The organism is Sphingomonas adhaesiva, assembly GCF_002374855.1.
GTDB classification, from domain to species: Bacteria; Pseudomonadota; Alphaproteobacteria; order Sphingomonadales; family Sphingomonadaceae; genus Sphingomonas; species Sphingomonas adhaesiva.
Map to the genome: position 1 here is coordinate 88,532 of NZ_NWVC01000002.1, position 25,583 is coordinate 114,114.

The 25,583-nt window shown below is 70.1% G+C and carries 23 protein-coding genes; 13 read left to right on the plus strand and 10 right to left on the minus strand.

Going from position 1 to position 25,583, the window contains the following annotated elements:
• Positions 1–136 precede the first annotated feature (136 nt).
• The 9 genes from COA07_RS04885 (at position 137) to COA07_RS04925 (ending at position 7,368) form a co-directional block, all read left to right on the plus strand.
• Complete coding sequence (locus tag COA07_RS04885; RefSeq protein WP_066713788.1) at positions 137–406, plus strand: STAS domain-containing protein; 270 nt, start codon at positions 137–139, stop codon at positions 404–406.
• A gap of 19 nt (positions 407–425) precedes the next feature.
• Positions 426–2,654, plus strand: coding sequence for a chemotaxis protein CheA (locus COA07_RS04890; RefSeq protein ID WP_096640556.1), 2,229 nt, complete (start codon positions 426–428; stop codon positions 2,652–2,654).
• Positions 2,651–3,523, plus strand: coding sequence for a CheR family methyltransferase (locus tag COA07_RS04895; protein ID WP_066711653.1), 873 nt, complete (start codon positions 2,651–2,653; stop codon positions 3,521–3,523). Before COA07_RS04890 ends, COA07_RS04895 begins: the two co-directional genes overlap by 4 nt.
• A complete protein-coding gene (locus COA07_RS04900) occupies positions 3,520–4,560 on the plus strand; it encodes a protein-glutamate methylesterase/protein-glutamine glutaminase (protein WP_066711652.1) in 1,041 nt (346 codons plus the stop codon). Before COA07_RS04895 ends, COA07_RS04900 begins: the two co-directional genes overlap by 4 nt.
• On the plus strand, positions 4,557–5,108 hold the full coding sequence (locus COA07_RS04905) for a chemotaxis protein CheD (RefSeq protein WP_425442583.1): 552 nt from the start codon (positions 4,557–4,559) through the stop codon (positions 5,106–5,108). Before COA07_RS04900 ends, COA07_RS04905 begins: the two co-directional genes overlap by 4 nt.
• Before the next feature lie 35 nt (positions 5,109–5,143).
• Positions 5,144–5,518, plus strand: coding sequence for a response regulator (locus tag COA07_RS04910; protein ID WP_066489543.1), 375 nt, complete (start codon positions 5,144–5,146; stop codon positions 5,516–5,518).
• An 11-nt stretch (positions 5,519–5,529) separates the two neighbouring features.
• A complete protein-coding gene (locus tag COA07_RS04915; protein WP_066711650.1) occupies positions 5,530–5,991 on the plus strand; it encodes a chemotaxis protein CheW in 462 nt (153 codons plus the stop codon).
• Between the two features lie 76 nt (positions 5,992–6,067).
• Positions 6,068–7,054 (plus strand): chemotaxis protein CheB, encoded by a 987-nt coding sequence (locus COA07_RS04920; RefSeq protein ID WP_245842017.1) that lies wholly within the window; start codon positions 6,068–6,070, stop codon positions 7,052–7,054.
• 38 nt (positions 7,055–7,092) lie between these two features.
• Complete coding sequence (locus tag COA07_RS04925) at positions 7,093–7,368, plus strand: hypothetical protein (RefSeq protein WP_245842018.1); 276 nt, start codon at positions 7,093–7,095, stop codon at positions 7,366–7,368.
• A gap of 6 nt (positions 7,369–7,374) precedes the next feature.
• Here the strand turns inward: COA07_RS04925 and COA07_RS04930 are convergent, their stop codons facing one another.
• Genes COA07_RS04930 through lepA form a run of 4 tightly spaced genes read right to left on the minus strand, consistent with a single transcriptional unit; the run spans position 7,375 to position 11,263 of the window.
• Complete coding sequence (locus tag COA07_RS04930; protein WP_066711647.1) at positions 7,375–7,983, minus strand: ATP-binding cassette domain-containing protein; 609 nt, start codon at positions 7,981–7,983, stop codon at positions 7,375–7,377.
• The gene (gene modB / locus COA07_RS04935) at positions 7,973–8,659 is read right to left on the minus strand and encodes a molybdate ABC transporter permease subunit (RefSeq protein WP_066711646.1); all 687 of its coding nucleotides are present in this window, start codon (positions 8,657–8,659) and stop codon (positions 7,973–7,975) included. The genes COA07_RS04930 and modB overlap by 11 nt, the downstream gene beginning before the upstream one ends.
• A complete protein-coding gene (gene modA / locus COA07_RS04940) occupies positions 8,656–9,417 on the minus strand; it encodes a molybdate ABC transporter substrate-binding protein (RefSeq protein ID WP_096640558.1) in 762 nt (253 codons plus the stop codon). The genes modB and modA overlap by 4 nt, the downstream gene beginning before the upstream one ends.
• A 49-nt stretch (positions 9,418–9,466) precedes the next feature.
• Positions 9,467–11,263: a translation elongation factor 4 gene (lepA, locus tag COA07_RS04945; protein WP_066711917.1), complete on the minus strand. Its 1,797-nt coding sequence runs from the start codon at positions 11,261–11,263 to the stop codon at positions 9,467–9,469.
• 125 nt (positions 11,264–11,388) lie between these two features.
• Here lepA and COA07_RS04950 point away from each other — a divergent pair, with 125 nt between their 5' ends.
• The gene (locus COA07_RS04950; RefSeq protein WP_373853918.1) at positions 11,389–12,384 is read left to right on the plus strand and encodes an SH3 domain-containing protein; all 996 of its coding nucleotides are present in this window, start codon (positions 11,389–11,391) and stop codon (positions 12,382–12,384) included.
• Between the two features lie 42 nt (positions 12,385–12,426).
• Here COA07_RS04950 and COA07_RS04955 read toward each other — a convergent pair whose 3' ends face one another.
• The 5 genes from COA07_RS04955 to COA07_RS04975 form a co-directional block, all read right to left on the minus strand.
• Complete coding sequence (locus COA07_RS04955; RefSeq protein ID WP_066711915.1) at positions 12,427–12,945, minus strand: AAA family ATPase; 519 nt, start codon at positions 12,943–12,945, stop codon at positions 12,427–12,429.
• On the minus strand, positions 12,942–13,544 hold the full coding sequence (gene pnuC, locus COA07_RS04960; protein ID WP_066711913.1) for a nicotinamide riboside transporter PnuC: 603 nt from the start codon (positions 13,542–13,544) through the stop codon (positions 12,942–12,944). The genes COA07_RS04955 and pnuC overlap by 4 nt, the downstream gene beginning before the upstream one ends.
• 47 nt (positions 13,545–13,591) lie before the next feature.
• Entirely contained in the window at positions 13,592–14,647 is a 1,056-nt protein-coding gene (locus COA07_RS04965) for a LacI family DNA-binding transcriptional regulator (RefSeq protein ID WP_066711911.1), read from the minus strand.
• Positions 14,648–14,755: 108 nt separating this feature from the next.
• Positions 14,756–16,555, minus strand: coding sequence for a glycoside hydrolase family 9 protein (locus COA07_RS04970; protein WP_096640560.1), 1,800 nt, complete (start codon positions 16,553–16,555; stop codon positions 14,756–14,758).
• 2 nt (positions 16,556–16,557) lie between these two features.
• The gene (locus tag COA07_RS04975) at positions 16,558–19,677 is read right to left on the minus strand and encodes a TonB-dependent receptor (RefSeq protein ID WP_096640562.1); all 3,120 of its coding nucleotides are present in this window, start codon (positions 19,675–19,677) and stop codon (positions 16,558–16,560) included.
• 184 nt (positions 19,678–19,861) lie between these two features.
• Here COA07_RS04975 and COA07_RS04980 point away from each other — a divergent pair, with 184 nt between their 5' ends.
• The 3 genes from COA07_RS04980 to COA07_RS04990 are packed head-to-tail and all read left to right on the plus strand — an operon-like array spanning position 19,862 to position 24,176.
• Positions 19,862–21,340, plus strand: a complete 1,479-nt coding sequence (locus COA07_RS04980) for a tryptophan halogenase family protein (RefSeq protein ID WP_083957057.1) — start codon at positions 19,862–19,864, stop codon at positions 21,338–21,340.
• Positions 21,337–22,680, plus strand: a complete 1,344-nt coding sequence (locus COA07_RS04985) for a tryptophan 7-halogenase (protein WP_096640564.1) — start codon at positions 21,337–21,339, stop codon at positions 22,678–22,680. The genes COA07_RS04980 and COA07_RS04985 overlap by 4 nt, the downstream gene beginning before the upstream one ends.
• A complete protein-coding gene (locus COA07_RS04990) occupies positions 22,677–24,176 on the plus strand; it encodes a tryptophan halogenase family protein (protein ID WP_066711568.1) in 1,500 nt (499 codons plus the stop codon). Before COA07_RS04985 ends, COA07_RS04990 begins: the two co-directional genes overlap by 4 nt.
• 3 nt (positions 24,177–24,179) lie before the next feature.
• Here the strand turns inward: COA07_RS04990 and COA07_RS18540 are convergent, their stop codons facing one another.
• Positions 24,180–25,571 carry a family 16 glycosylhydrolase gene (locus COA07_RS18540; RefSeq protein ID WP_245842019.1) on the minus strand — a complete coding sequence of 464 codons (1,392 nt, stop codon included), beginning with the start codon at positions 25,569–25,571 and terminating at the stop codon, positions 24,180–24,182.
• Positions 25,572–25,583 lie beyond the last annotated feature (12 nt).

Sequence of the window (25,583 nt, forward strand, 5' to 3'; positions counted from 1 at the left end):
ATGTTGAGGATCAGGACGGTCGCTGGATGGTGACCGGCGGTTTCGGGGGGGATCGCAAGCGCTGTGCGCACCGACCTCCTGCCGGGCAGTCGGCCTTCACCGGATACACCGTCCGCCTTTCGACCCTCGTGGCAGGATGACCATGACGCTCGCTCTCTCTTCCCGACTCGACACCGGCGCCGCCGGCCCGCTGCGGCAATCGCTGAAGAAGCTGGTCGAGGAGCGCGCGCCGCTCGCGATCGACGGCAGCGCCGTCGAGCAGATCGGCCAGGCCTGTCTGCAGGTGCTGTACGCCGCGCGGGCCAGCGCCGCCGAACAGGGCCTGTCCTACCAGTTGACCAACCCCAGCGAACCGCTGGTCGAGGCCGCGTCGCTCGCCGCGCTCGCCGTGTTCGACCCCGCCTGACCGAAGAAGGATCGCACCCATGGATCTCGACGCCATCCAGCAGATCTTCTTCCAGGAATGTGAGGAAGGCCTGGCGGGCATGGAAGGCAGCTTCGCCGCCATCCGCGCCGATCAATATGACGCCGAAACGATCAACGGCATCTTCCGCGCCGTCCACTCGATCAAGGGCGGGGCCGGCGCGTTCGGGCACGAGCGACTGCAGGCCTATACCCACCAGTACGAAACGCTGCTCGACCTGCTGCGCAGCAACGCGCTGACGCTGACGCCGCCGCTGGTCGACCTGATCGTCGCCGCGTTCGACATGCTGGCCGATCACGTCGCCGCCGCGCGCGACGGCGGCACCGCGCCGGACGATGCCGCGATGCTGGCACGCCTGATTGCCGCGGCCAACGGCGACGTCGATGCCGCCGAACCCGCCGCGCCGGTCGCCGCCGTCGCCGACATCGTCGTCGATGCCCCGGTCGAAGCGGCCGTGGGGGTCTCCGACGATTTCGACGATCTGATGGCGATGCTGGACGACGTCGGCGGCCCCACCGGCGGCGCGCAGGAGGATGCCGACGAGGCCGCCGCACCCGCCGCGGCGGAATGGCGCGTCCATTTCCGGCCCAATCCCAACGCCTTCGACAATGGTGCCGAGCCGCTGCTGCTGGTGCGCGAACTGGTGCGCATGGGCGGGCGGGTGATCGCGTGCGATACCAGCACGCTGCCGTCGCTGACCGCGATGGATCCGGAATCCTCGTACCTGGCCTGGGAAGTCGCGATCCCGGCCAGTGTCGATGCCGAGGACATCAAGGCGGTCTTCGAATTCAGCGAAGGCGGCACCGTCACGATCAACACCGCCGAGGAGCCGGCCGTCGCCGCCGTGCCGGTCGCGGCCGCGCCGGTGGTCGAGGTCGCACCGGAACCGGTCGCGGTCGCCCCGGTAGCGGCGGCACCGGCGGCGGTTGCCGCACCGGCCCCCGCTCCCACCCCTGCCCCCGCTCCCGTCGTGGTGGCGGCCCCCGCGCCCAAGCCCGTCGCCGCCCCGGTGCCGGCCCCGGCCACCGCTCCGGCGGCGCCGGTGGTCGCGCAGACGATCCGCGTCGACCTCGACAAGCTGGACCGGCTGGTCAACCTGGTCGGCGAACTGGTCATCACCCAGGCGATGCTGGCGCAGCGATTGTCGTGCAACGACATGGGCGGCGTACCCGAGCTGACCGACCTCGATCACCTGACGCGCGAGCTGCAGGAATCGACCATGGCGATCCGCGCGCAGCCGATGAAGACCGTGTTCAGCCGCGTGCCGCGCATCATCCGCGAGCTGGAAGGCGAAACCGGCAAGCGCGTGCGGCTGGAGATCGAGGGCGAGATGACCGAGGTCGACAAGACCGTGGTCGAGCGCATCGGCGAACCGCTGACCCATCTGATCCGCAACGCCGTGGACCACGGGCTGGAGACGACCGAGGAGCGCGCCGTCGCGGGCAAGCCGTCGGAGGGCGTCGTGCGGCTGTCGGCCGCGCACCAGTCCGGCCGGATCGTCATCACCGTCGCCGACGACGGCCGCGGCATCGACCGTACCCGCGTGCGCGCCAAGGCGATCGAACGCGGCATCATCGCCCCCGACGCAGCGCTGAGCGATGAGGAGATCGACAACCTGATCTTCGCGCCGGGCTTCTCCACCGCGTCCACCGTCTCGAACATCTCCGGCCGCGGCGTGGGCATGGACGTGGTGCGCAAGAACGTCCAGGCACTGGGCGGGCGCATCGGCATCCATTCCAAGCTGGGCCAGGGGTCCAGCTTCTCGCTCAGCCTGCCGCTGACGCTGGCGGTGGTCGACGGGATGATCGTGACGGTCGGCGACCAGACCTATGTCATCCCGCTCAGCCATATCGTCGAAAGCCTGCGCCCCAGCGACCGGGCGGTCACCGCGATCGGCCCGGACGGCGCCGTGCTGGACGTGCGCGGATCGTACGTGCCGATCTACCCGGTCGGCGAGCAGCTGGGCATCAACCAGGGCGAGCGCGACCCGGGCAAGGCGGTCCTCATCGTGGTCGAAGGCGCGCAGGGCCAGGCCGCACTGCTGGTCGACACGATCCAGGATCAGCGGCAGGTCGTCGTCAAGAGCCTGGAAGCCAATTACCAGGCGATCGACGGGCTGGCCGGCGCCACCATCCTGGGTGACGGCCGCGTCGCGCTCATCATCGACGTCGATGCGCTGACCGCGCGCCGCGTCCGCGCCCCGCGCCCGGCCCTGGCGCACGCCGCATGAGCCGCGCCGCCGCCCTTCCGGCGACCCCGCCGCCGCCCGTGCGGGAGTTCGGGTTCGAGCCGCAGGACCATCGCGCGATCGCGACCCTGGTCTATGACGAGCTGGGCATCCTGCTGCCGGAAGGCAAGGCGCAGCTGGTCTACGGCCGGCTCGCCCCGCGGGTGCGCGCCTGCGGCCTCACGTCGGTCGGCGAATATGTGAAGCTGATCGAGCGGGACGAGGCGGAACGCGGGCGGGCGCTGGACGCCCTCACCACCAACCACACCAGCTTCTTCCGCGAGAACCACCATTTCGACGATTTCGTCGAGCGGATGTGGCCCGGACTGGTCGAGCGGCTGAACAGCGGCGGCCGCGTGCGGCTGTGGTCGGCGGCCTGCTCCAGCGGGGAAGAGCCCTATACGTGGCTGATGGCCGCGCTGGGCACCGACAAGGCGGCGGCGCAGCGGCTGCTGAAGCGCGATTTCAAGCTGCTGGCCACCGACGTGTCGCCCAGCGTCCTCGAAACCGCGCGCGCCGGCCGCTATCCGGCAGCGACGCTGCGCACGGTGCCCGCGGCGCTGCGCTCCGCATGGGTGCGCGGCACCGGCGACGCGCTGTCGGTCGATCCGCTGCTGACCGAGGCGATTTCGTTCCTGCCGCTCAACCTGCTTGGCGACTGGCCGATCAAGACGCGGTTCGACACGATCTTCTGCCGCAATGTGATGATCTATTTCGACGATCCGACGAAGGCGCGGCTCCAGTCGCGGCTTGCGGACAAGCTGGAGGTCGGGGGGATGCTGTACATCGGCCATTCCGAACGCCTCGCTCCCGAGGTCGCCCGGCGCTTCGAATGCGTCGGCCGCACCGCTTACCTGAAAGTCTCCGCATGAGCGTTCGTGCCCTGGTCGTCGACGACTCCATCACCATGCAGGCGCTGATCTGCCGCACGCTGTCGGCCGATCCCGCGATCGAGGTGGTCGGCACCGCCGCCAGCGCCGACGAGGCGCGCGCCAAGATCAAGGAGCTGGACCCCGACGTCCTGACCCTCGACATCGAGATGCCGGGGCTGAGCGGGCTGGAGTTCCTGGAGCGGCTGATGCGGCTGCGCCCGACCCCGGTCGTGATGCTGTCCACGCTGACATCCGAGGGGGCCGAAGCGAGCATCGCCGCGCTGGAACTGGGTGCGTTCGACTGTTTCGACAAGCTGACGCTGCGCAACCAGGCGGATGCGATCCGCCTGCCCGGGCTGGTACGCGCCGCATCCGCGACCAAGAACCGCATGGTCCGCCCGATGCCGGTGGCCGCGCCGGCCAGCGCCCCGTCCGCACCGGCCGAGGCCGCCGAATATCGCCCGCGCGAGGGCGCGATGATCGCGGTCGGCGCGTCGACCGGCGGGGTCGAGGCACTGATCGAACTGCTGACCGGTTTCCCGGCCAACTGCCCGCCGACCGTCATCGTCCAGCACATGCCCCCCAGCTTCACCGCCAGCTTCGCCGCGCGGCTCGACCGGCTGTGCCGGCCGTCGGTGGAGGAAGCGCGCGCGGGGGCGCCGCTGATCCCCGGCAAGATCTACCTTGCGCCCGGCGGCGACAAGCATCTGGAGATCGCCGGCGGCGTGAAGCGCCACTGCCGGCTGGTCCCCGGACCGCGCGTCAGCGGGCACCAGCCGTCGGTCGACCAGCTGTTCCATTCGGTGGCGCGCGTCGCCGGCGCGGATGCGGTCGGTGCGATCCTGACTGGGATGGGCGGCGACGGCGCCGAGGGGATGAAGGCGATGCGCGATCGCGGGTCGATCACCATCGGCCAGGACGAGGCCACCAGCGTCGTCTACGGCATGCCCGCCGTCGCGCACCGTATCGGCGCGGTGACGCAGCAGCTGCCGCTGCGCCGGATCGCGGCGCGCCTGCTTCAGGAATGTCGCGCATGAACGCGCTGACCCGCCAGGACGGCTTCCGCCGTCTTACCGTGGCGCAGGGCGAGACCCGCGTCAGCCGCGATCCCGACGTGGTGCTCACCACCGTGCTGGGCAGCTGCGTCGCGGCGTGTTTCTACGATCCCGTCGCGAAGATCGGCGGCATCAACCATTATCTGCTGGCGGAAGGGCAGGCGACCGACGCCGCCTCGATGCAGCGATACGGTGTTTATGCGATGGAAGTGCTCATCAACGAAATGTTGTCGATGGGTGCGGTACGACACCGCATGAAGGCACGGATTTTCGGAGGTGCGACGATGCATCGCGGTTTCAAGGACATCGGCGGGGCGAACATTGCCTTCGCGCGCCGTTTCCTGGCGGACGAGCGGATCCCGCTGGTCGGCGAGGATGTCGGCGGGACCGGTGCGCGCCGGGTCGAATTCCGTGCCGCGCTGGGCCTGGCCCGGTGCCGCGTCGTCAACGACGCACCGCCGCCCGCCGTCATTCGCCCCGTGCCCGTCGCGCCGCCGCCGGCCGCGCTCGGCGACGTCGAGTTTTTCTGATGACCACCCCTCACCCTGCCAGGGAGCCGCATACCGTGACCAAGACGATCATGACCGTGGACGATTCGCCGAGCATGAGAATGCTGCTGCGCGCCGCGCTGACCGATTTGGGGTACCATGTGATCGAGGCCGAAGACGGCGTCCATGCGCTCGAAACCCTGGCGGATTTTCAGCCGGGCGAAGAGCCGGACCTGCTCATCACCGACATCAACATGCCCCGCATGGACGGCTTCGGCCTGATCGAGCACCTGCGCGACGAAGGCAATCGCACGCTGCCGATCCTGGTGCTGACCACCGAGAGCTCGGACGAAAAGAAGCAGCGCGCGCGCCGGGCCGGCGCCACCGGCTGGATCGTCAAACCCTTCCACCCCGAAAAGCTTGCCGCCGCGATCCGGCGCGTGCTGCACTGAGGAACCGCACCATGACCGTGGAAACCAACACCGCCTCGCGACAGCTCATCACCTTCCAGCTGGGCGACCAGTATCTGGGCGTCGATATCATGGCGATCCGCGAAATCCGCGCGTGGTCGCCGGCGACGCCGCTGCCCAACGTGCCGGAATATGTCCGCGGCGTCGTGAACCTGCGCGGCGTGGTGCTGCCGGTGCTGGACCTGCGCTATCGCCTGGGCTGGGGCATGACCGAGCCGAGCGCGCGCCACGTCATCATCGTCGTGCGGATCGGCGACCAGTTGCAGGGCATCATCGTCGATGCGGTCAACGACATCGTGTCGGTGTCGGCGGACGACATGCAGCCGCTGCCCGACATGGGCGATACCGCGGCGGCGCAGTTCCTGGACGGGCTGGCGACGATCGACGAGCGGCTGATCCTGATCCTCGCGCTGGAGCGCCTGGTGGAGCGGGTGACGCTGGCGGATGCCGCGTAAGACGATCATCACATCCTTTGTTATCAACAGTATCAGCGTAAATTCAGGAGCAGGTTGAGCCATGGCCGGAACTAGGGTGTTGGTCGTCGATGATTCGCTGACGATGCGCGCGCTCATCTCCGGCGCGCTGGAGCGGATCCCCGGCGTGGAGGTGGTCGGCATGGCCGACGGCGCCGCCGAAGCGCGGTCGCTGGTGGAATCGGCGCATCCCGACGTGATGACGCTGGACGTCGAGATGCCGGGGATGAGCGGCCTCGATTACCTGGCGGAGATCATGGAGACGAAGCCCATGCCCGTCATCATGTTCTCCACGCGGACGCAGGAAGGCGCCGCCGAATCGATCGAGGCGCTGCGGCTGGGCGCGCTGGATTGCTTCCCCAAGCCGCGCGTCGCCGCGCCGGCGGAACTGGACGCGATCATCGCCAAGCTGGCCAAGCGGCTGAAGGCGGCCAAGAAGGCCGATCTGAAGCCCAAGGCCGCGAAGCCGGCACCGCGGATCGCGCCGATCGACTGGAACGGCCGCCTGCTGCTGGTCGGCGGCGATGCGTCGAGCACCAAGGGGCTGTTCGACCTGTTCAGCGCCTTTCCCGCCAATTGCCCGCCGACCGTGGTCGTCCAGCATCTGGGCCCGGGGCTGGTCGAGAGCATGGCCGAGAAGCTGGCCGAGCAGGTCGCGCCCAAGGTGGTGATCGCTGCCGAGGGCATGGCGCTGGAACAGGGCACGATCTACCTGGCGCCCGCCGCCGACGCGCATCTGGTGATCGATCAGTGGCCGTCGGGATCGCTGCGGCTGCTGGCGCGCGATCCGGTGGCCGGCGAACGGCCGTCGATCTCGCTGCTGTTCGCCTCCGCCGCCAAGGCCGCGACCAGCAACGCCGTCGGCGTGCTGCTGCTGGATGCCAACGAGGATGGCGCCGGCGGGCTGAAGGCGCTGTCGGCGGCGGGCGGCTATGCCTTCGCCCCGGCCGAAGGCGGCGGCTTCAACCTGACGCGCGGGCTGGTGTCGCAGCCGGTGGCGACCGATGGTCTAGCCGCCGGCGTCCTGAAGATGTGCAGCAAGTAACCGCCATGGGCAGCGCCTTTCACCCCAAGGACGCCGCGATGCCCCGCACGCTGGTGCAGGCGCTGGCCGAGGAACTGGTGCGTGCGTCGAATATCCTGGGCGACCTGGCCTATGACCTGGGCAGCGATGGCGACACGCTGCGCCGGCATATGGCCAGCCTCCAGGCGATCGACCACGTGACCCAGATGCAGCTGGCGATCGCCGACCTGCTGCGCGCGCCGGACGAGATCACCGCCAATGCCGGGCGCGTCACGCTGGAGGATATGGCGGTGCGGCTGCGCGGCGCGCTGGACGGTACCGCGGACGCCGCCTGACCGGCGTCATCCGCCGATCGGGATGATCCGGTCGCCCAGCCGCTCCGCCTCGGCGCGGTCGTGCGTGACCATCAGGATCGGCACCGCGCGCGCATCGCGCACGCGCGCGATGGCGCGCATCGCCTCCTCGCGCCGCGCGGGATCGAGCGAGGACAGCGGCTCGTCGAGCAGCAGCAACGCCGGGTCGCTGAGCAGCGCGCGACCGATCGCGACGCGCCGCGCCTCCCCGCCCGACAGCGAACGCGGCCAGCGATCGAGCAGCGCCGCGATGTCCAGCACGCGCGCGACATCATCGAGCCGGCGATCGTCGCTCGCCCCGTACAACAGGTTCGCGCGCACGCGGCGGTGCGGAAACAGTCGCGCGTCCTGAAAGACATAGCCGACGTTCCTGCGCTCCGGCGGCAGGTCGATGCCGGCATCCGCATCGAACAGCGCGCGGCCGCCGACGCGGATATGCCCGCGCGCCGGACGCAGCAGCCCGGCGATCATGTCCAGCAGGCTGGTCTTGCCCGCGCCCGATGCGCCGACCAGCACGGTCAGCCCGTCGCCGGTGGTGAAGCACGCGCCGACCTCCCCCGCGCCGCGCCGTGCGGTGACGTCGACGTCAAAGGACACGCACGCCCTCCCCCGCGCGGCGTACCAGCAGTTCCGACACGACCAGCGCCGCCAGCGACAGCGCGACCGACACCGCCGCAAGCCGCCACACCTCCCCCTCGCCGCCGGGCCGCTGAAGCGCGGCATAGATGGCGAGCGGCAGCGTCTGCGTCTCGCCGGGCACGTTCGAGACGAAGGTGATGGTCGCGCCGAACTCCCCGATCGACCGCGCGAAGCCCAGCACCGCCGCGGCCGCGACGCCCGGCGCCGACAGCGGCAGCGTGATCGTGGCATAGGTCCGCCATCGCCCCGCCCCCAGCGTGCGCGCGGCCTGTTCCAGCCGGCGGTCGACCGCCTCGATCGACAGCCGCATCGCGCGGACCATCAGCGGAAAGGCCATCACCGCCGCCGCGATCGCCGAGCCGGTCCAGCGGAACAGCACCGATATCCCCAGCCAGCGTTCCAGCACCGCGCCCACCGGCCCGGCGGGGGCGAAGGCGATCAGCAGCACCCAGCCGGTGACCACCGGCGGCACCACCAGCGGCAGATGGACCAGTCCGTCGAGCAGCACCTTTCCGGGAAAGCGCCACCGCGCCAGCACCCAGGCGACGGCGAAGGCGGGCGGCAGCGCCGCCAGCGTCGCGATGCCGCCGATCAACAGGGTCAGCCGGACGATCCCCGCCAGTTCGGCGCTCAAGGCCGCACGAACCCGCGCTTCGTCAGGATCGCCTGCCCCGCGCGCGACAGCAGGAAGCGGCGGAAGCCCTCCGCCTCGCCGCCCGCCTCGCCGCCGGTCAGCCGCGCGACCGGATAGACGATCGGCGCATGGCTGCGCGCCGGGAACACGCCCGCAATCCGCACGCCGCGCGCCGCCAGTGCGTCGGTGGCGTAGACGATGCCATAGGGGGCCGCACCACGCTCGACCAGCGCCAGCGCGGCACGGACGTTTTCCGCCCGCACCACGCGCGGTGCCACCGCGTCCCACGCGCCCAGCCGGCGCAGCGCCGCCTCGCCATATTTGCCGGCCGGCACGGCGGCGGGATCGGCCATCGCCAGCGGCCCCGCCGCCAGCACCTTCGCCAGCGCCGCGCCGCGTGTCGCCACCACCGATCGCCCGTTCGCCGGGCCGACCACGACCAGCCGGTTGCGCACCAGCGTCGCGCGCGTGCCCGGCACGACCAGCCCGGCCTTCGCCACCACGTCCATCCAGTCGGTATCGGCGGACACGAACAGGTCGGCGCGCCCGCCCGCGGTGATCTGCCGCGCCAGCGCCGACGACGCCGCGAACGACAGCACCGGGCGCGGATGCCCGCGCGCCGCCCAGGCGCCGGCGGCATCGGTCAGCGCCTCCTGCATGCTCGCCGCCGCCAGCACCAGTGGCGCGCGTGTCTGCGCGGCCACCGGCAGCGTCAGCAGGGCGAGCAGGACGGACAGCAGGGCGATCAGGCGGCGCATGGCATCACCATCGCACCGTATCCGGCCGGATACAACCGATCGGCAGGGATCAGTTCTCGTCGCCCATCCGCAGTGCCGCGATAAAGGCTTCCTGCGGGATCTGCACGGAGCCGTATTCGCGCATCTTCAGCTTGCCCTTCTTCTGCTTTTCCAGAAGCTTGCGCTTGCGCGTGATGTCGCCGCCGTAACATTTCGCGGTCACGTCCTTTCGCATCGCACTGATCGTCTCGCGCGCGATCACCTTGCCGCCGATCGCGGCCTGGATCGGGATCTTGAACAGGTGCCGCGGGATCAGTTCCTTCAGCCGCTCGCACATGCCCCGCCCGCGCGTTTCGGCGGTGCCGCGATGGACGATCATCGACAGCGCATCGACCGGCTCCTCGTTGACGAGGATGCTCATCTTGACCAGGTCGCCTTCGCGGTGGCCGATCTGGTGATAGTCGAAGCTGGCATAGCCCTTCGACAGCGACTTCAGCCGGTCGTAGAAGTCGAACACCACTTCGTTGAGCGGCAGTTCGTAGGTCGCCTGCGCGCGCCCGCCGACATAGGTCAGGTTCTTCTGGATCCCGCGGCGGTCCTGGCACAGCTTCAGGATCGAGCCGAGATATTCGTCGGGGACGTAGATCACCGCCTCGATCCACGGTTCCGCGATCGACGCGATCTTGTTGGGATCGGGCATGTCGGCGGGATTGTGCAGGTCGATGTGCCCGCCATTGTGGGTCAGTTCGATCTGATAGACCACGCTGGGCGCGGTGGTGATGAGGTCGAGGTCGTATTCGCGCGTCAGCCGCTCCTGGATGATCTCCAAGTGGAGCAGCCCCAGGAAGCCGCAGCGGAAGCCGAAGCCCAGCGCCGCCGACGTCTCCATCTCGAAACTGAACGAGGCATCGTTCAGGCGCAGCTTCGAGATGCTCTCACGAAGCTTCTCGAAGTCGTTGGCATCGACGGGGAACAGCCCGCAGAACACCACCGGCTGCACTTCCTTGAACCCCGGCAGCGCCTGCGCCGCGGGCTTCTTCGCATCGGTTAGCGTGTCGCCGACGCGCGCCTGCGCCACGTCCTTGATCTGCGCGGTGATGAAGCCGATCTCGCCCGGCCCCAGTTCGGCGAGCTGTTCGATCTTCGGCCGGAAACAGCCGACGCGGTCGATCAGATGCTGCGTCCCGGCCTGCATGAAGGTGACCTGCTGGCCCTTCTTCAGCGTGCCGTCGATCACGCGCACCAGGATCATGACGCCCAGATATGGGTCGTACCAGCTGTCGACCAGCATCGCCTTCAACGGCGCGGCCGGATCGCCCTTGGGCGCGGGGATCCGCTCGACCACCGCGTCCAGGATCTCCTCGATCCCGATGCCCGACTTGGCGCTGGCCAGAACGGCATGGCTGGCGTCCAGGCCGATGACGTCCTCGATCTCCTGCCGCACCTTCTCAGGCTCCGCGGCGGGCAGGTCGATCTTGTTGATGACGGGCACGATTTCATGGTCGTGTTCGATTGACTGATAGACGTTGGCCAGCGTCTGCGCTTCGACCCCCTGCGCGGCATCGACCACCAGCAACGCGCCCTCGCACGCCGCCAGGCTGCGCGATACCTCATAGGCGAAGTCGACGTGGCCCGGCGTGTCCATCAGGTTCAGGACATGGCCCTTCCATTCCAGGCGCACGGTCTGCGCCTTGATGGTGATGCCGCGCTCCTTCTCGATCTCCATGTTGTCGAGCACCTGCGCGCTCATTTCGCGTTCCGACAGGCCGCCGGTGCGCTGGATCAGCCGGTCGGCGAGCGTGGACTTGCCGTGGTCGATATGGGCGATGATCGAGAAATTGCGGATCTTGTCGAGCGGTGTGGCCATGATCCTCGCGCGCCTAGCGCAGCAACGGTCGCGGTGCTAGGGGCAGGCGCGTCATTGGGTGGCCGCTCGCCTGCCCTGACGGATCGTGCGGTGCGGGGGAGCGGCATGATGCAAAGGGGATTGCGATGAGGAACCGTTCGTTCGCCACCATGCTGACGGGAGCGGCCGTGTGCGCCGTTCTGGCGATGGCCGCACCGGCATCGGCGCAGCGGCTGGCAGGCGCGTCGTCCGGCCAGAAGCTTCAGGAAAAGACCGCGGCGGACGTTCCCCATTGCACGCGCAAGCTGGGCACGCTGTCGATCGTCGACGGCGACAACACCTCCTATTGGACCGCCTGGTCGCTGGCCCCGCCGTCGAAGCTGCTGAAGGTGCTGGTGGCGCGGTCGGGCTGCTTCAACCTGGTCGATCGCGGCAGCGGGCTGAACGCGGCGGAGCGTGAGCGCGCGATCGGTGGCAACCTGGGCCTGCAGCGCGGCTCGAACGTCGGACAAGGCCAGGTGAAGGCCGCCGACTACGTGCTGGTCGCCGAGGTGCAGGGCGCCAACAGCGATGCCAGCGGCAGCGGCGTCGCCGGCGGGATCGGCGGGTTGCTGGGCGGGCGCGTCGGCGGCCTGCTGGGCGGCATCAAGAGCAAGAAGATGGAGGCGAACACCGTCCTGTCGCTCACCAACGTGCGCACGACCGAGACGATCGCCACCGAGGAAGGCTATGCCGCGAAGAACAACCTGTCGATCGGCGGCGGCGGCTTCTACGCGATCGGCGGCGCGGTGGGCGGCGGATACGACAATACCGACATCGGCCGGATCGTGACGCTGTCGTTCATCCAGGCCTATTCGAAGATGGTCGGCTCGCTGGGCCTCATCACTCCCGGCGCGGCGGGCACGGCGCAGGCCGCCCCGGCCAAGACCTTTACCGCGCAGGCGCCGGTCGCGCTGCGCGCCTCCGCGGTCGCATCGGCCAAGGTGATCCGCACGATCCCGGCGGGTAGCATCGTCTATCCCACCGGCAACAAGAACGGCCTGTGGTGGGAGGTCGCGGACGAAAACGACAATGTCGGCTGGGTGCTGAACACCAAGCTGGCGCCGACGCAGCAGGCCGCGAACGCGCCCGACATCCACTGATCCGTCAATGACGGCGGCCGCGCGCGCACGCGCGGTCGCCGCTCAGCCGGCGGCGCGGATCGCGTCAAGCGCTTTGAGGTAGCGCCGGCTCCCCTCCCCCTGCACCAGCGCCCAGCGCACGCCGCGCCGCTCCAGCTCGCGCCGCGACAGGTCCATGAAGCGCGCGCGTTCGGCCGTGCCGCCATAGATGCGCACGCTGTCCGCCTGCCACGGCAGGTCGATATCGAACAGCAGGTACAGGTCGGCCGGGTTGTTCCAGGCGGCGAACCACGGATCGCGGCGACCGAACATCATGTCGGCCCACACCGCGGTCATCAGCGGATCGGTATCGAGGATGACGGGCGTGGCGCCGGCGGCGACCGCGGCGCGCCCCCGGCCATCCTGCGTCCGCGCGATCGTCACCAGATCGGCCATGGTCAGGTCGGTGCCATATTGCTCGCAATAGGTGCGGCCGAATTCGGGGACGTAGGCCGAATCGAACTGCGCCGCCAGCCGCGGCCCCATCGACGACTTTCCGGTGCTTTCCGGGCCGTGCAGGCAGATGGTGCGCAGCCGCGTCATGCCGCCGCCACCGCCGCCCCGCCACGATCGGCGCCGTCGCCCGCCACCGCGGCGGTGCGCCACCACGCCACCAGCCCGATCACCGCCAGCAGCAGATAGACGAGGTACAGCGCGGCGAACAGGAACAGCCCCTTGGCCAGGTACAGCGGCACCGACGCGATATCGACCGCGATCCACAGCGCCCAATTTTCCAGCTTGCGGCGCGCCATTAGCAGCTGCGCCGCGACGCTGGCGGCGGCGATCCCGGCGTCCCACCATGGATAGGACGCATCGGTCCAGTGGTGCATCGCCATGCCCCACAGCAGCGCCGACACCGTGATGCCCCCGCCCCAGGCCAGCCGCGCGCGCCAATCCAGCCGCTCGACCGCCACCGTGCCCGTCGCGGCGGAGGCACGCGACCAGTGGAGCCAGCCATAGAGGTTCGCCGCCACGAAGAAGACCTGCAGCAGCGCGTCGGAATACAGTCGCTCGCGGAAGACGACGATGCCCAGCAGCACGACCGAGGCGATCCCGGTCGGGAAGGTCCACACGCTGCGCCGCCCCGCCAGCGCTACGCAGGCGATGCCCAGCAGCGTCGCGGTCCATTCCATCCCCGTCATGCCGCCTCCCTAACCATGGCGGGCCGCCCGCGCCAAGGGGCGCCCGTTCAGCGCGGCGGTGGCGGCGCGATCGACCCGCGCGGCACGAAGGTGGACGGGATCACCAGCGGGTCGCCGTCCACCGCGCGCCCCATCGTGCGGTCGATGATGAGTTGCGCCGCGCGCGCCGACACATCGGCGATCGGTTGCGACACCGCGGCCAGCGGCGGATGGGTGTAGCGGACGATCGGCGTATCGTCGAAACTGACCAGCGACAGCGCATCGGGCACCGCCAGCCCCCGTTCCCGCGCGACGTCCAGCGTGGCCAGCGCCATCTGGTCGTTGCTGGCGATGATCGCGGTCGGCGGCGAGGCCAGGTCGAGCAGCGCGTGCGCCGCGCGCGTGCCCGACGCGAAGCTGAAGTCGCCCGGCGCCAGCAGATCGGCGGATTCCAGACCGGCGGCGGCCATCGCCGCGCGCCAGCCGGCGACGCGCCACGCGCTCTGTTCGTATTCGTCCGACCCGGCGATCAGGCCGATGCGGCGATGCCCCAGGTCGATCAGGTGGCGGGTCGCATCGCGCGCCGCGCCTTCGTCATCGGTGCTGAGCGCGAAGCCCGGGCCGGGCGCGGACGATCCGATCCGCGCGAACACGATCTGCCGCTTTTCCAGGAAATCGAGGATCAGCGGGTTGGCCGAATGCGGCGGGGTCAGGATCACGCCATCGGGTTGCAGCGCCGCGATCGCGCCCGACAGCTCGCGCTCGATATGCGCGCTGTGCGTGTCGACCAACTCCACGATCATGCGATAGCCGTGCGCGGCGCAGGTGAGCATCCCGCCCAGCAGCATCTGGTTGACCCAGTCGCTGCCCTGCCGGCTGCGCCAGTCGGCCAGCGTGCGTTCGCGGTCGTTGAGCGCGACGATCAGATAGGATCGCGACCCGCTCATCCGCTGCGCCGCGATCGACGGGACATAGCCCAGCCGCGCGATCGACGCCTGCACCCGCTCTGCCATTTCCGGGCGGACATTGGGTTCGTTGTTGATGACGCGGCTGACGGTCTGGAGCGAGACGCCCGCATCGGCCGCGACATGGCGGATCGTGACGGCCTGTCGCCGGCGGGCCATAAGATTACTCCGTCAATGTCGCGTGGCACCGACCCGCTCGGCACCCGTGGGCATGATGGGCGGATTGTTTCGCACGCCCGCGACTGTCAAGCATCGGCCCGCGCATCGTCACCGCCCGCGCGTGTCGTCCAGGAACGCCGCGACCCATATCAGCGCGGCGTTCCAGTTGATCGCGACCTCGTTCTGCGAATAGGCGCGCGCATCGTCGCGCCAGCACGTCTGCGGGCGGCATTTCCCGGCCATCGTCTTCGCGACGGGATCGCTCATCGCCGTATCGTTCGGCCCGCCCGAGAGCGCGCCGGGAGGCGGCGAAGGGAAGCGCGGGTCGATCCCGGCGCCCCAGAAGCGGTGGTGCGGAAAGCGCATCGGGCGCGCGCCGATGCCGGAGACATAGGAACGGTCGAGCGGGTTGCGTCCCAGCACATAGTCCAGCGCATCGCGCGCCGCCGCGCGATAGGCCGCGCGCCCGGTCAGGTCCCAGGCGGTGCCCAGCACGACCGCGCGCGACAACAGGTCGCCGTTCGACCCCCATTGCGTCGCGCCGGACGCCGCCGGGTAGCGATACGGCTGGCGCGCATCGTCGGCGAGATACGCATCGGCGCTGGCCAGCAAGGCGCGTCGCTGCGCCGCGACCAGCACCGGCGGAAAGGCGGCGGGGTGACGCAGGATCGCGATCGTCCCGGCCGCGCCCGTGGTCGCCCAGCCCGGCGTCGCGGCCGACGCGGCGCGCGCCAGCGGCGATCGTTCGACCAGCCGCAGCGCGCCGGGATCGCCGGTCGTGGCGACGATCTCTGCCGCGGCCCAGAAGAATTCGTCGTCCAGCGCGGCATCCTCATAGGCGCCGCTGCCGGTGAAGCGCGGCTCGGCATATACCGCCGGTTCGCGCCGCGCCGCGGCGAAGGCGGCGAACGCCGCCGCGCGGCACCGCGCCGCGAACGCCGGGTCGATGTCGCGCCAGATGCGGGCCGCCTGCGCCGCCACCGCCGCCAGGTTCAGCGTCGCCGCGGTCGACGGCGGATAGAGGGCGCGCGTGCCGTGATCGTCCTCGACGCGGATCGGCACCGGCGCCCAGACGGTGTCGCCCAATTTGTGCCACGCCATGCCGCCCGCCGCGATCGTGCGCGTCGCACGCCCGTCAGGCGTGGCGACGACGGCGCGCGCGCCGCCGGGCAACTGCATCCGCAGCATCCATTCGATTTCGTAGCGCGCCTCGTCCAGCACATCGGGTACGCCGTTGCCCGCCTCCGGCAGTGCCAGCGCACCGTCGCGCAGCGCGTCCGATGCAGGCGCACGCTCGTAAGAGTCGAGCATCATCCACACCGATATGCCGGCGTTGACGACATATTTCCCGCGGTCGCCGGCGTCGTACCAGCCGCCCCCCACGTCATAGCGCCCGGCACAGCCCGGCCAGCGCACGCCGCGTTCGTCCACGCCGGCAAAGCAGCTGGCGGTTTCTCCGACATGCCCGGCCGGCCGCGCCAGATCGGGTCGCTGGACGTAGCGCGCCAGGATCGGCACGCCCGCGCGCTGTTGATAGAAGAACGACATGGCGTCGCGCAGCAGCGGCGCGAACGGACGCGCGGCGACCGTGATCGGCCGGCTGACCGCGCCGCCCGCCTCGATCCGGTAGCTACCCGGGGCCAACCCCTGCGGCAGGTCGATCGCGGTCACCGTCTCGCCCGCATCGGCGGCATGGCGCGCGGGCGGCGCTACGCCGCGCAGGACGACCCGCCCGCCGGCGTCGCGCACCCGCCACGCCACCGGCCCGGCGGCGCGCGTGACGATCACGACGCGCTGCCCGGCGGCCGGCTCCAGCCCCAGCTGGCTGACCCGCACCGCCGACACCGGCGGCTCGGCGACGGCAGCCGTCGCCGACAGCGCCGCCGCCGCCGCGAGCAGGTGGCGCATCCTCAGAACTGGATGCGCGTGGTCAGCGCGAAGCGCCGGTCGTTCTTGAAGTAGCTGCGCGGCGCCAGCTGGCCTTCGGCGTTGATGACCGAATAGGTCTTCGTCACGCTGTCCAGCAGGTTGACCGCCTGCACGCCGATCTTGAACTGCTTGCTGACCGTATACAGGATCGTCCCGTCCAGCTGGCCGAAGTTGCCCGAATAGATCGGCAGGAACGGCGCGATCTCGTCACGCACCGTCAGCACGTACTTCGACCGCCAATTGTACGCCGCGCGCAGCGACAACGGCCCCTTTTCGTAGAAGACGGTGGCGTTCACCGTATGCTTCGACAGGCCTTCCAGCGGCAGGCGCGATACGTCGATCGTGGTGGTCGGCGACGTCGCCTGCGCCGCGCGGCCCTGCGGGATGTTCGACGGATCGACGTAGGTGTAGTTGGCCTGCACCCCCAGCCCCGACAGGAAGCCGGGCAGGAAATCGTAGGTCTGCTGGTAGGAGACCTCGAACCCCTTCACATTGCTGTGACCCTCGGCGTTCTGCGGGCCGACGAACAGCACGTCCTGCGTCACGCCGTTGTTGGTGTACGACCGCGTCTGCGCCACGTTCGAGACGATGACGTTGCTCAGGTCCTTGTAGAACAGCGCCGCGGTCAGCGTGCCGACGCGCGCGAAATACCATTCGGCGGTCAGATCGAACTGGTTCGCTTCGACCGGGCGCAGCAGCGCGTTCGAATTGCGCGTCGTCCCGTCCAGCCGGAAGACCGAGATGCCGGTCGCCGGCGCGATCTGGATCGTGCTCTGCAACTGGTCGAAGCCCGGGCGCGAGATCGCCTTGGAATAGGCGAAGCGCGTGATCAGGTTCGGCGTCAGCCCGACCTTCAGGTTGAAGCTGGGCAGCCAGTGGTCGAAGCGGTTGCGCGTCACCTGGTTGACCGCCGCGCCGTTCGAGAAGGCGAGGATCGACTGCTGCTGCGCCGCGGTCAGCTGACAGAAGGGGCTGGTCTGCGCCGGCTGCGAACAGAAGGCGCCGACGCTGCCGCCGCTGCCGATGATCTGCGCCTGCGTCGGGAAGGTGAAGAAGCCGTTCGCGTCGTCGGTCGTCTGGACGTAGCGCAGGCCGATATTGCCCGACAGCTTCACCCCGCCCAGCAGGTCGGTGCCCTGCGTCCCGAAGTCGAGCCGCGCATAGGCCGCCTTGGTCTCCTCAGAGTTGGTATAGACCTCGTTCGGCAGGAACGGCGTGCCCGTCAGCACGCCCGCGCGCTGGCCGGTCGGCACCCAGCCGCCGGCATTGGCGCCCTTCTGCGTCTGCCAGATCGCGTTGATCGCCTGCGCCTGCGCGGCGACCCGCGCGTAATCGGCGGCCGGGTTGCCGTTGATGTAGAACGAACCCAGCCCCGCCGGACCGTTGCCACGATACTGGTTGTCGAAGCTGTCGAAGCCATAGGTGCCCGGCTGCGTATCCGCGAAGGTCACCGGGCCGCTGCCCGACCACGTCTCGCTCAGCACGCCCCAGTTGTAGAGCGTGTAGCGCACCGTCTGGTCGCGATCGGCGTAGCGCGCGCCGACCTTGGCACGCTTCAGGAAGCCGGCATCGTCGAAATCATAGGTGGCATCGCCGCGGAATGCCCATTCGTGGCCCTTGTTGTCCTCGAAATGGTCCATCGCCGCGCGATAGTAGCTGTTGCGCGGATCGGCGAAATATGCGCCGCTGTCCTGCCCGTTGGGCGCCACGAACCGGATGTCGGGGGTGTCGCCGGTAACGTCCAGCGCCACATCGGCGAAGGTCGCGCCATAGACCGAGAGGTCGGTCTGCTTCGTGGTCGATTCGACATACTGGCCGTCGAAGTTGAACGACAGCCGGTCGGTCGCCTGCCACTTCACGTTGCCGCCGAAGTCGTTGGTGATCGCGCGTCCCTGCACCCCGCGGTTCGACAGCTGGGTGATCATGCCGCGCTGCTGCCCGCCGGCGGGGGTGTAGCCGCGATCGATCGAGATCACGCCGGTGCGGAACAGCCCGTCGTCGCCATAGGTGTAGCTGGTGCCCGCCGCCGGGAAGGTCAGCCGGTCGATCGAATCGGGCGCGGTTTCCACCGTATGCTCGCCCCAGGTCTGCTTGGCGTCGCTGCGCACGAACTGCAGCGTCGCCAGCAGCGACTTGTCGTTCGATTCGAACTGCAGCGCCGCCGCCGCGCCGAACCGCTCGCGGTTGAACTGCTGCGTGCGGGCGCCGGCGCCGACCGGGGCATAGACCAGCTGCCCGGCGGCCAGCCCCGGCATCGTGTCCGTCTCGTTCACGCCATCGCCGTTGATGTCGCGCGAACCGTTGAAGCGCGCCTGGTAATTGGTGACCTGAAGCCCGTCGGCGCGGCTGAACAGCTGCGAATAGGACGCGCCCGCCATCACCCCGAACCGGCCGATCGACGTATCGAAATTGTGCGTGATGAGCCCCGACACCGCCGGCCCGCCCTTCTCCGCGAAATCGCCGTAGTTCATGTCGGCGGACAGATAGGCGACCGACTCGCGGCTATCGAACGGCTTGCGGGTGTTGAGGTTGACCGATCCGGCGATCCCGCCCTCGATCTGGTCGGCGGTCATGTTCTTGTAGACCTCGACCGACCCGAGCAGCTCGGGGGAGACGTCCTGGAAGTTGAGCGCGCGCCCGCCGTTGGCGGAGAAGGTGTCGCGGCCGTTGAACTCCGACCGGACGTAGTTCAGCCCGCGGATGACCACGCCCGATCCCTCGACCGAAAAATGGTCCGGGTCGCTGCCCGCGGCGAAGCGGGTGATCGACACGCCCGGCACGCGCTGCAACGCCTCGGTCACCGAACGGTCGGGCAGCGCGCCGATATCCTGCGCGGTGATCGCGTCGACGACGGTATCGGCGTTGCGCTTCAGGTCCTGCGCATTGGCGAGGCTGGCGCGGATGCCGGTGATAACGATCTCGTTGCCCGCCTCAGCGGGGGCGTCGGGCGCGGTGGCGGCGGCGTCGCCCTGCGGCGGCGTCGCGGGCGCGACCTGTGCGATGGCGGGCGCGGCGACGGCCAGCGCCCAGACGGATGCGCCGGTGCCCAGCAACTGCGCGATGCCGCGACGCGCGATGCGCGAATCGATCCGATGGCTCATTCGATATCCCCCCCGAAGCGGTACGTTTCTCGTCGGCCGGTTCCGGCCGCTCCCGATGCGCCATACGCGCAAAGAGAACGTTCACAATAGACAAAAACACAAAAGTTTCTAGAGCGTCCCAAAGCGGGCGCGGGACTGTGGTAACGTTACCACAGCAAGGGGTTCGCGGAGGGGGCGACAGGCGATGCGGGTGGTGATTGTCGGCGGCGGCACGGCCGGATGGATGACCGCCGCAGCGCTCGCCCGGCTGGTCCCCGCCGCGCAGGCCGAGATCGTGCTGATCGAGTCGGAGGAGATCGGCATCGTCGGCGTGGGCGAGGCGACGCTGCCGCACATCCGCGCCTTCAACACCCGGATCGGCATCGACGAGGCCGATTTCATGCGCGCGACCGGCGCGACGTTCAAGCTGGGGATCGAGTTTCGCGACTGGGCGCGCATCGGTGACAGCTACATCCACCCGTTCGGGGTGTTCGGGCGCGATACCGACGGGGTCGGCTTTCACCATTATCTGGCGCGCGCCGGGCAGATCGGGCGGTTGCAGGACTTCTCGCTGCCGGTCGTCGCGGCGCGCGCCGCGCGCTTCGCCCCGCCCGCCGACGACCCCGAATCGCTGCTGTCGACCTATGGCTATGCCTATCAGTTCGATGCCACCCGCTACGCGCCCTATCTGCGCGCGCGGGCGGAGGCGGACGGGGCGCAGCGGATCGAGGGGCGCGTGGTGGCGGTGGAGCACGATGCCGGCGACGGCCGCGTCACCGCAGTGCGGCTGGCGGACGGGCGCGCGGTGGCGGGCGACCTGTTCGTCGACTGTTCGGGGTTCCGCGCGCTGCTGATCGGCGACACGCTGGGCGAGCCGTTCGAGGACTGGTCGCGCTGGCTGCCGTGCGACCGCGCGGTCGCGGTGCCGTGCGCGTCCGAAGGCCCGCTGCTTCCCTATACCAGCGCGGTGGCGATGCCCGCCGGGTGGCGCTGGCGAATCCCGCTGCAGCACCGCGTCGGCAACGGCTATGTCTATTCCAGCGCGCATCTGGATGACGATGCCGCACGCGACGCGCTGCTCGCCGCGATCGAGGGACCGGCGCTGGCCGAGCCGCGGATACTGCGCTTCCGCGCCGGGCGGCGCCCGCGCGGCTGGGTCGACAATGTCGTCGCGATCGGGCTGGCGGGCGGGTTCCTGGAGCCGCTGGAGTCGACCAGCATCTATCTGATCCAGATCGCGATCACCGCGCTGGTCGAGCTGTTCCCGGACGGCACGATCGACCCCGCCGACCGCGACGAGTTCAACCGCGTGCTGGCGATCGAATATGACCGCATCCGCGACTTCCTGATCCTCCACTATCATGCCACCGAGCGCGACGATTCGACGTTCTGGACGCAGATGCGCACCATGGCGGTGCCCGACACGTTGGCGCGCAAGATGGCGCTGTTCCGCGCGCGCGGGCGCGTCGAAACCTATCGCGAGGGGGTGTTCCTGGAACCGAGCTGGATCGCGGTCTACCTGGGGCAGAGGGTCGTGCCGACGGGGTATGACCAGCGCGCCGACGCGCCCGACGAAACGCAACTGGCGCGCGCGATCGAGCGGCTGCACGCCGCCACCGCCGCCGCCGCGCGCGCGATGCCCGACCACCGCGACTATATCGCGTCGATCGGCGCCGCGGCATGAGCGCGCCGATCCGTACCATCGCGGTGGTCGGCGACGGGATTGCCGCCTGGACCGCCGCCGCCGCGCTGGCGGTGCGGCTGCCCGGCGTGCGCGTCGCGATGGTCCCGCACGCCGCCCGCCACCGCGCGATGGTGGACGTGGTCGGCGCCACCACGCCCGCCGCGCTGCCGTTCCACGCCGACATCGGCTGGGACTGGCGCGATGCGCTGGCGCGTGCGGGCGGCGCGATCCGGCTGGGGACGCAGGTGTCGGGACGCGACGATTACCTCCATGCCTATGGCGCGGTCGGCCACGCCATCGGCGCCCGCCCCTTTCCCGCCGTCTGGGCGGCGCACGGCACCCGGCCGTTCCATGATTACGCACCGGGGGCGCGGCTGGGGCTGGCGGGCAAGGCGCCCTCGCGCGATCCCGCGCTGGCGGAGGCGATCTTCGGGCTGGTGCTCGACCCCGATCGCTACGCGCGCGCGGTGGAGGGCTACGCCCGGCATCGCGGCGTGATGGTGCCCGCCGCCCCGCTGGCGGACGTGGCGCACGGAGACCGCGGCGTGACCGCGCTGCATCTGGCGGACGGCACGCACCTGACCGCGGACCTTTACGTCGATGCGACTGGACGCGAGCGGCGGCTCGCCCCGCCCGGCGAGGAGGCGGCGTGGGACGACTGGAGCGGATGGTTCCCCTACACCGCGCTGACGATCACCTCGGCACCGGCGGACCCGGCGCTCCCCTCGCTCGACCGGATGACGATCGCGGATGACGCGATCACGGTCGCGACCCATCTGCCGGACCGCACGATCCACCTGCGCCTCGCCCGCGCGGGGGCGGCGGATGCGGATACGCTTGTCCCCGGTCGCGGGCAGCGCGGCTGGACCGGCAATGTCGTTGCCGTCGGAGAGGCACACGTCGTCCTGCCGCCGGTGCAGGGCCTGCCGTTCCACTGGCTGCATACCGGGATCGACCGGATCGTCGCGCTGCTGCCGGGGGCTGACCTCGCCGCGGTGGAGGTCGACCACTACAACCGCACCGCCAATGAGGAAGCGGACCGGCTGCGCGACCTGCTGCTCGCGCATCTGCCGCTGACGGATGACGCGCCCGATACGCTGCGCGATACCGTCACCGACTTCGCGCGGCGGCTGCGCTGGCGGCAACGCGATGGCGAGGGCTTTGCGCGTGACGATTGGGCGCAGATCCTGTTCGGGCGCGGCATCCGCCCCGCGCGCCTGCCGCAGGGGGGCGATGCCGAACAGGAGCGGCATCTGCTGGACGCGATCGACCGCCGCCTGACCGCCGCGGTCGCCGCCGCGCCCGATCACCGCATGTTTCTGGAAGGACTGATCCGATGACCGCGCTTCCCGTCCGCGAGGTGGTGATCGTCGGCGGGGGCACCGCCGGCTGGATGGCCGCCGCCGCGCTGTCGCGCTTCCTGCCGCGCGCGCGCACGCGCATCCGCCTGGTCGAAAGCGAGGAAATCGGCACCGTCGGGGTCGGCGAGGCGACGATCCCGACGATCCAGACGTTCAACCGGATGCTGGGCATCGATGAGGATGCGTTCGTCGCCGCCACCGGCGGCACGTTCAAGCTCGGCATCCAGTTCGAACACTGGCGCGCGGTCGGCGACCGCTATTTCCACCCGTTCGGCCAGTTCGGCCAGGATATCGACGGGCTGAGCTTCCACCAGTTGTTCCTGAAGCTGGCCGGGCAGCGGCGCTGCGCCGACCTTTGGCATTACGCCCCCTGCGCGGTGGCGGCGTCGGCGGGGCGGTTCGCGCGCGTCGCGGAGGGCGAGGCACCCTTCCCGCTCCCCTACGCCTTCCACTTCGACGCCGGGCGCTATGCGCGCTTCCTGCGCGATTATGCAGAGGCGCGCGGGGTGGAGCGGATCGAGGGGCGGGTCGCCGATGTCGCGCAGCATGCCGATACCGGCTTCGTCCAGGCGGTGCGGCTGGCGGACGGGCGGCGCGTCGATGGCGAATTGTTCGTCGATTGCTCGGGCTTTCGCGGGCTGTTGATCGAAGGCGCGCTGGCCAGCGGCTATGAGGACTGGCGCCACTGGCTGCCGTGCGACCGCGCCGTCGCCGTCCCGACCGCGCGCGACGGCGCGCCGGTCCCCTATACCCGCGCGATCGCGCAGGGTGCGGGCTGGCAATGGCGCATCCCGCTGCAACACCGCACCGGCAACGGCTATGTCTATTCCAGCGCGCATGTCGACGACGATGCCGCGCAGGCCGCGCTGCTGGACGCGGTGGAGGGTGAGGTGCTGGCCGAGCCGCGCCGGCTGTCGTTCGTCACCGGGCGACGGCGGCGGTTCTGGAACCGCAACGTCGTCGCGCTGGGGCTGGCGGGCGGGTTCCTGGAGCCGCTGGAATCGACCTCGATCCACCTCATACAGACGGGCATCGCCAAATTGCTGGCGCTGTTCCCGGACGCCGGCTTCTCACCGGTGGAGGCGGAGGAATATGACCGGCTGATGCGCGGCGCCTATGACGGCGTGCGCGATTTCATCATCCTGCACTATCACGCGACGCAGCGCGACGACACGCCGTTCTGGCGACACGTGCGCACGATGGAGGTGCCCGACAGCCTGCGCCGCAAGATCGAGCTGTTCCGCGTCCACGGCCGCTTCTTCCGCTACGACGACGAACTGTTCTCGCTCGCCAGCTGGACCGCGGTGCTACTGGGTCAGGGGATCGTCCCCGCCGCCTACGACCCGGTCGTCGACGTGCTGGACGAGGATCGGCTGGCCGGGACGCTGGAGCGCCTGCGCCACGCGATCCTGGCGCAGACGCGCGCGATGCCGTCCCATGCGGACTTCATCGCGCGCCACTGCGCCGCCCGGTAGCGGCTATTTCGCCGCCGGCGCGGCCCAGAAGCGGACATGCTCGACGGTCATCCGCTGCGGAAAGGCGGCATCGTCGATCCCCTTCGCCCCCGCCCAGTCGCCGCCGACCGCGACGTTCAGGATCAGATTGTAGGGGCGATTGAACGGCCATTCGCGCATCCCGTCGCCGGGCTTGCGCTCCACCCGCATGTACGACCGGCCGTCGACGCCGATGGTGATCGCATCGGGTTGCCAGTCGAGCTGATAGTCGTGGGCCGCGGTGCAGGCGCCCGCCACGCGCGTCTGGGCGCCGCGCTGGCTGTTGCTGGCGTGGTTGTACGCGGCGCTGTGCACGGTCGCGTGGGACATTTCCGGCTCCGATCCGACCATCTCCATGATGTCGATCTCGCCCGCGTCCGGCCATGCGCCATCGGGGGGCAGCAGCCAGATCGCCGGCCAGCTGCCACGCCCGCACGGCAGCGTCGCGCGCACCTCGTAAAAGCCGTAGCCGAGCGTCCGGCGCGTCACCATCCGCGCGGAGGTGTAATCCTCCCCGCCCCAGTCGGCGAAGCGCGCCTTGGGCAGCGTTTCGCGCCGCGCCTCGATCACCAGCGCGCCCTTCTCGATCCGCGCGTTTTCCGGGCGGCCGTCGGCATAATATTGGCGCTCGTTATTGTACCAGCCGGCGGCGTTGCGCGCAGTGTCGAACCGCCAGTTGGCGCGGTCGATCGCAGTCCCGTCGAATTCGTCCGCCCAGGTCGGGCGACCGGCGGGCACCGCCATCGGGCGATGCGCCTCCTGGTTGGTCGCGCCCATCGCGTGCGCGGTCGAAGGCAGCGGCGCAGTGTTGGCGGCGGCGGGTGCGGCACCCGCCTTGCGCTTCAGGTCCAGCACGAAGGCCGGCCCCAGATCGACCGTCAGGTTGGCGACCGACAGTTGCAGGGACGCCTGCAATTCGCCCGCCGGGTAATCGCGATCGGCGACGCCGCGCAGCTCCACCATCGCCCAGTCGCTCCCGATCGTCGGTGCGCCCTTCAGCACCTGGTCATAGGGCGCGTGCGATTGCGTGATCCCCGCGAACGGCAGCGTCACGCGCTCGCCCGCCGCCGCCTTGGGCGCGCGCGCCCAGAAGGCGAAGACCAGCGGATCGCCCTTCGCCACCGCGCGGGTGATCGGCACGTTGGCGCCATCGTCCCACGGATGCGCGCCGGGCGCCTTCACCTCGATGCGGATCGCGCGGCCGCCCTGCACGCCGGCATCCTCGATCCCGCGCGCCTTGTGGTTCCCCCCATAGGGCACCCAGCCCGCCGCCACGTCGTTCACGGCATAGGACAGGATATCCGTCCCCTGCTGCGCGACGGACGGCGCCGCCATCGCCAATGCCAGCGCCGACACGATCGCGGCGCGCATATGCATCCTGCCCATCCT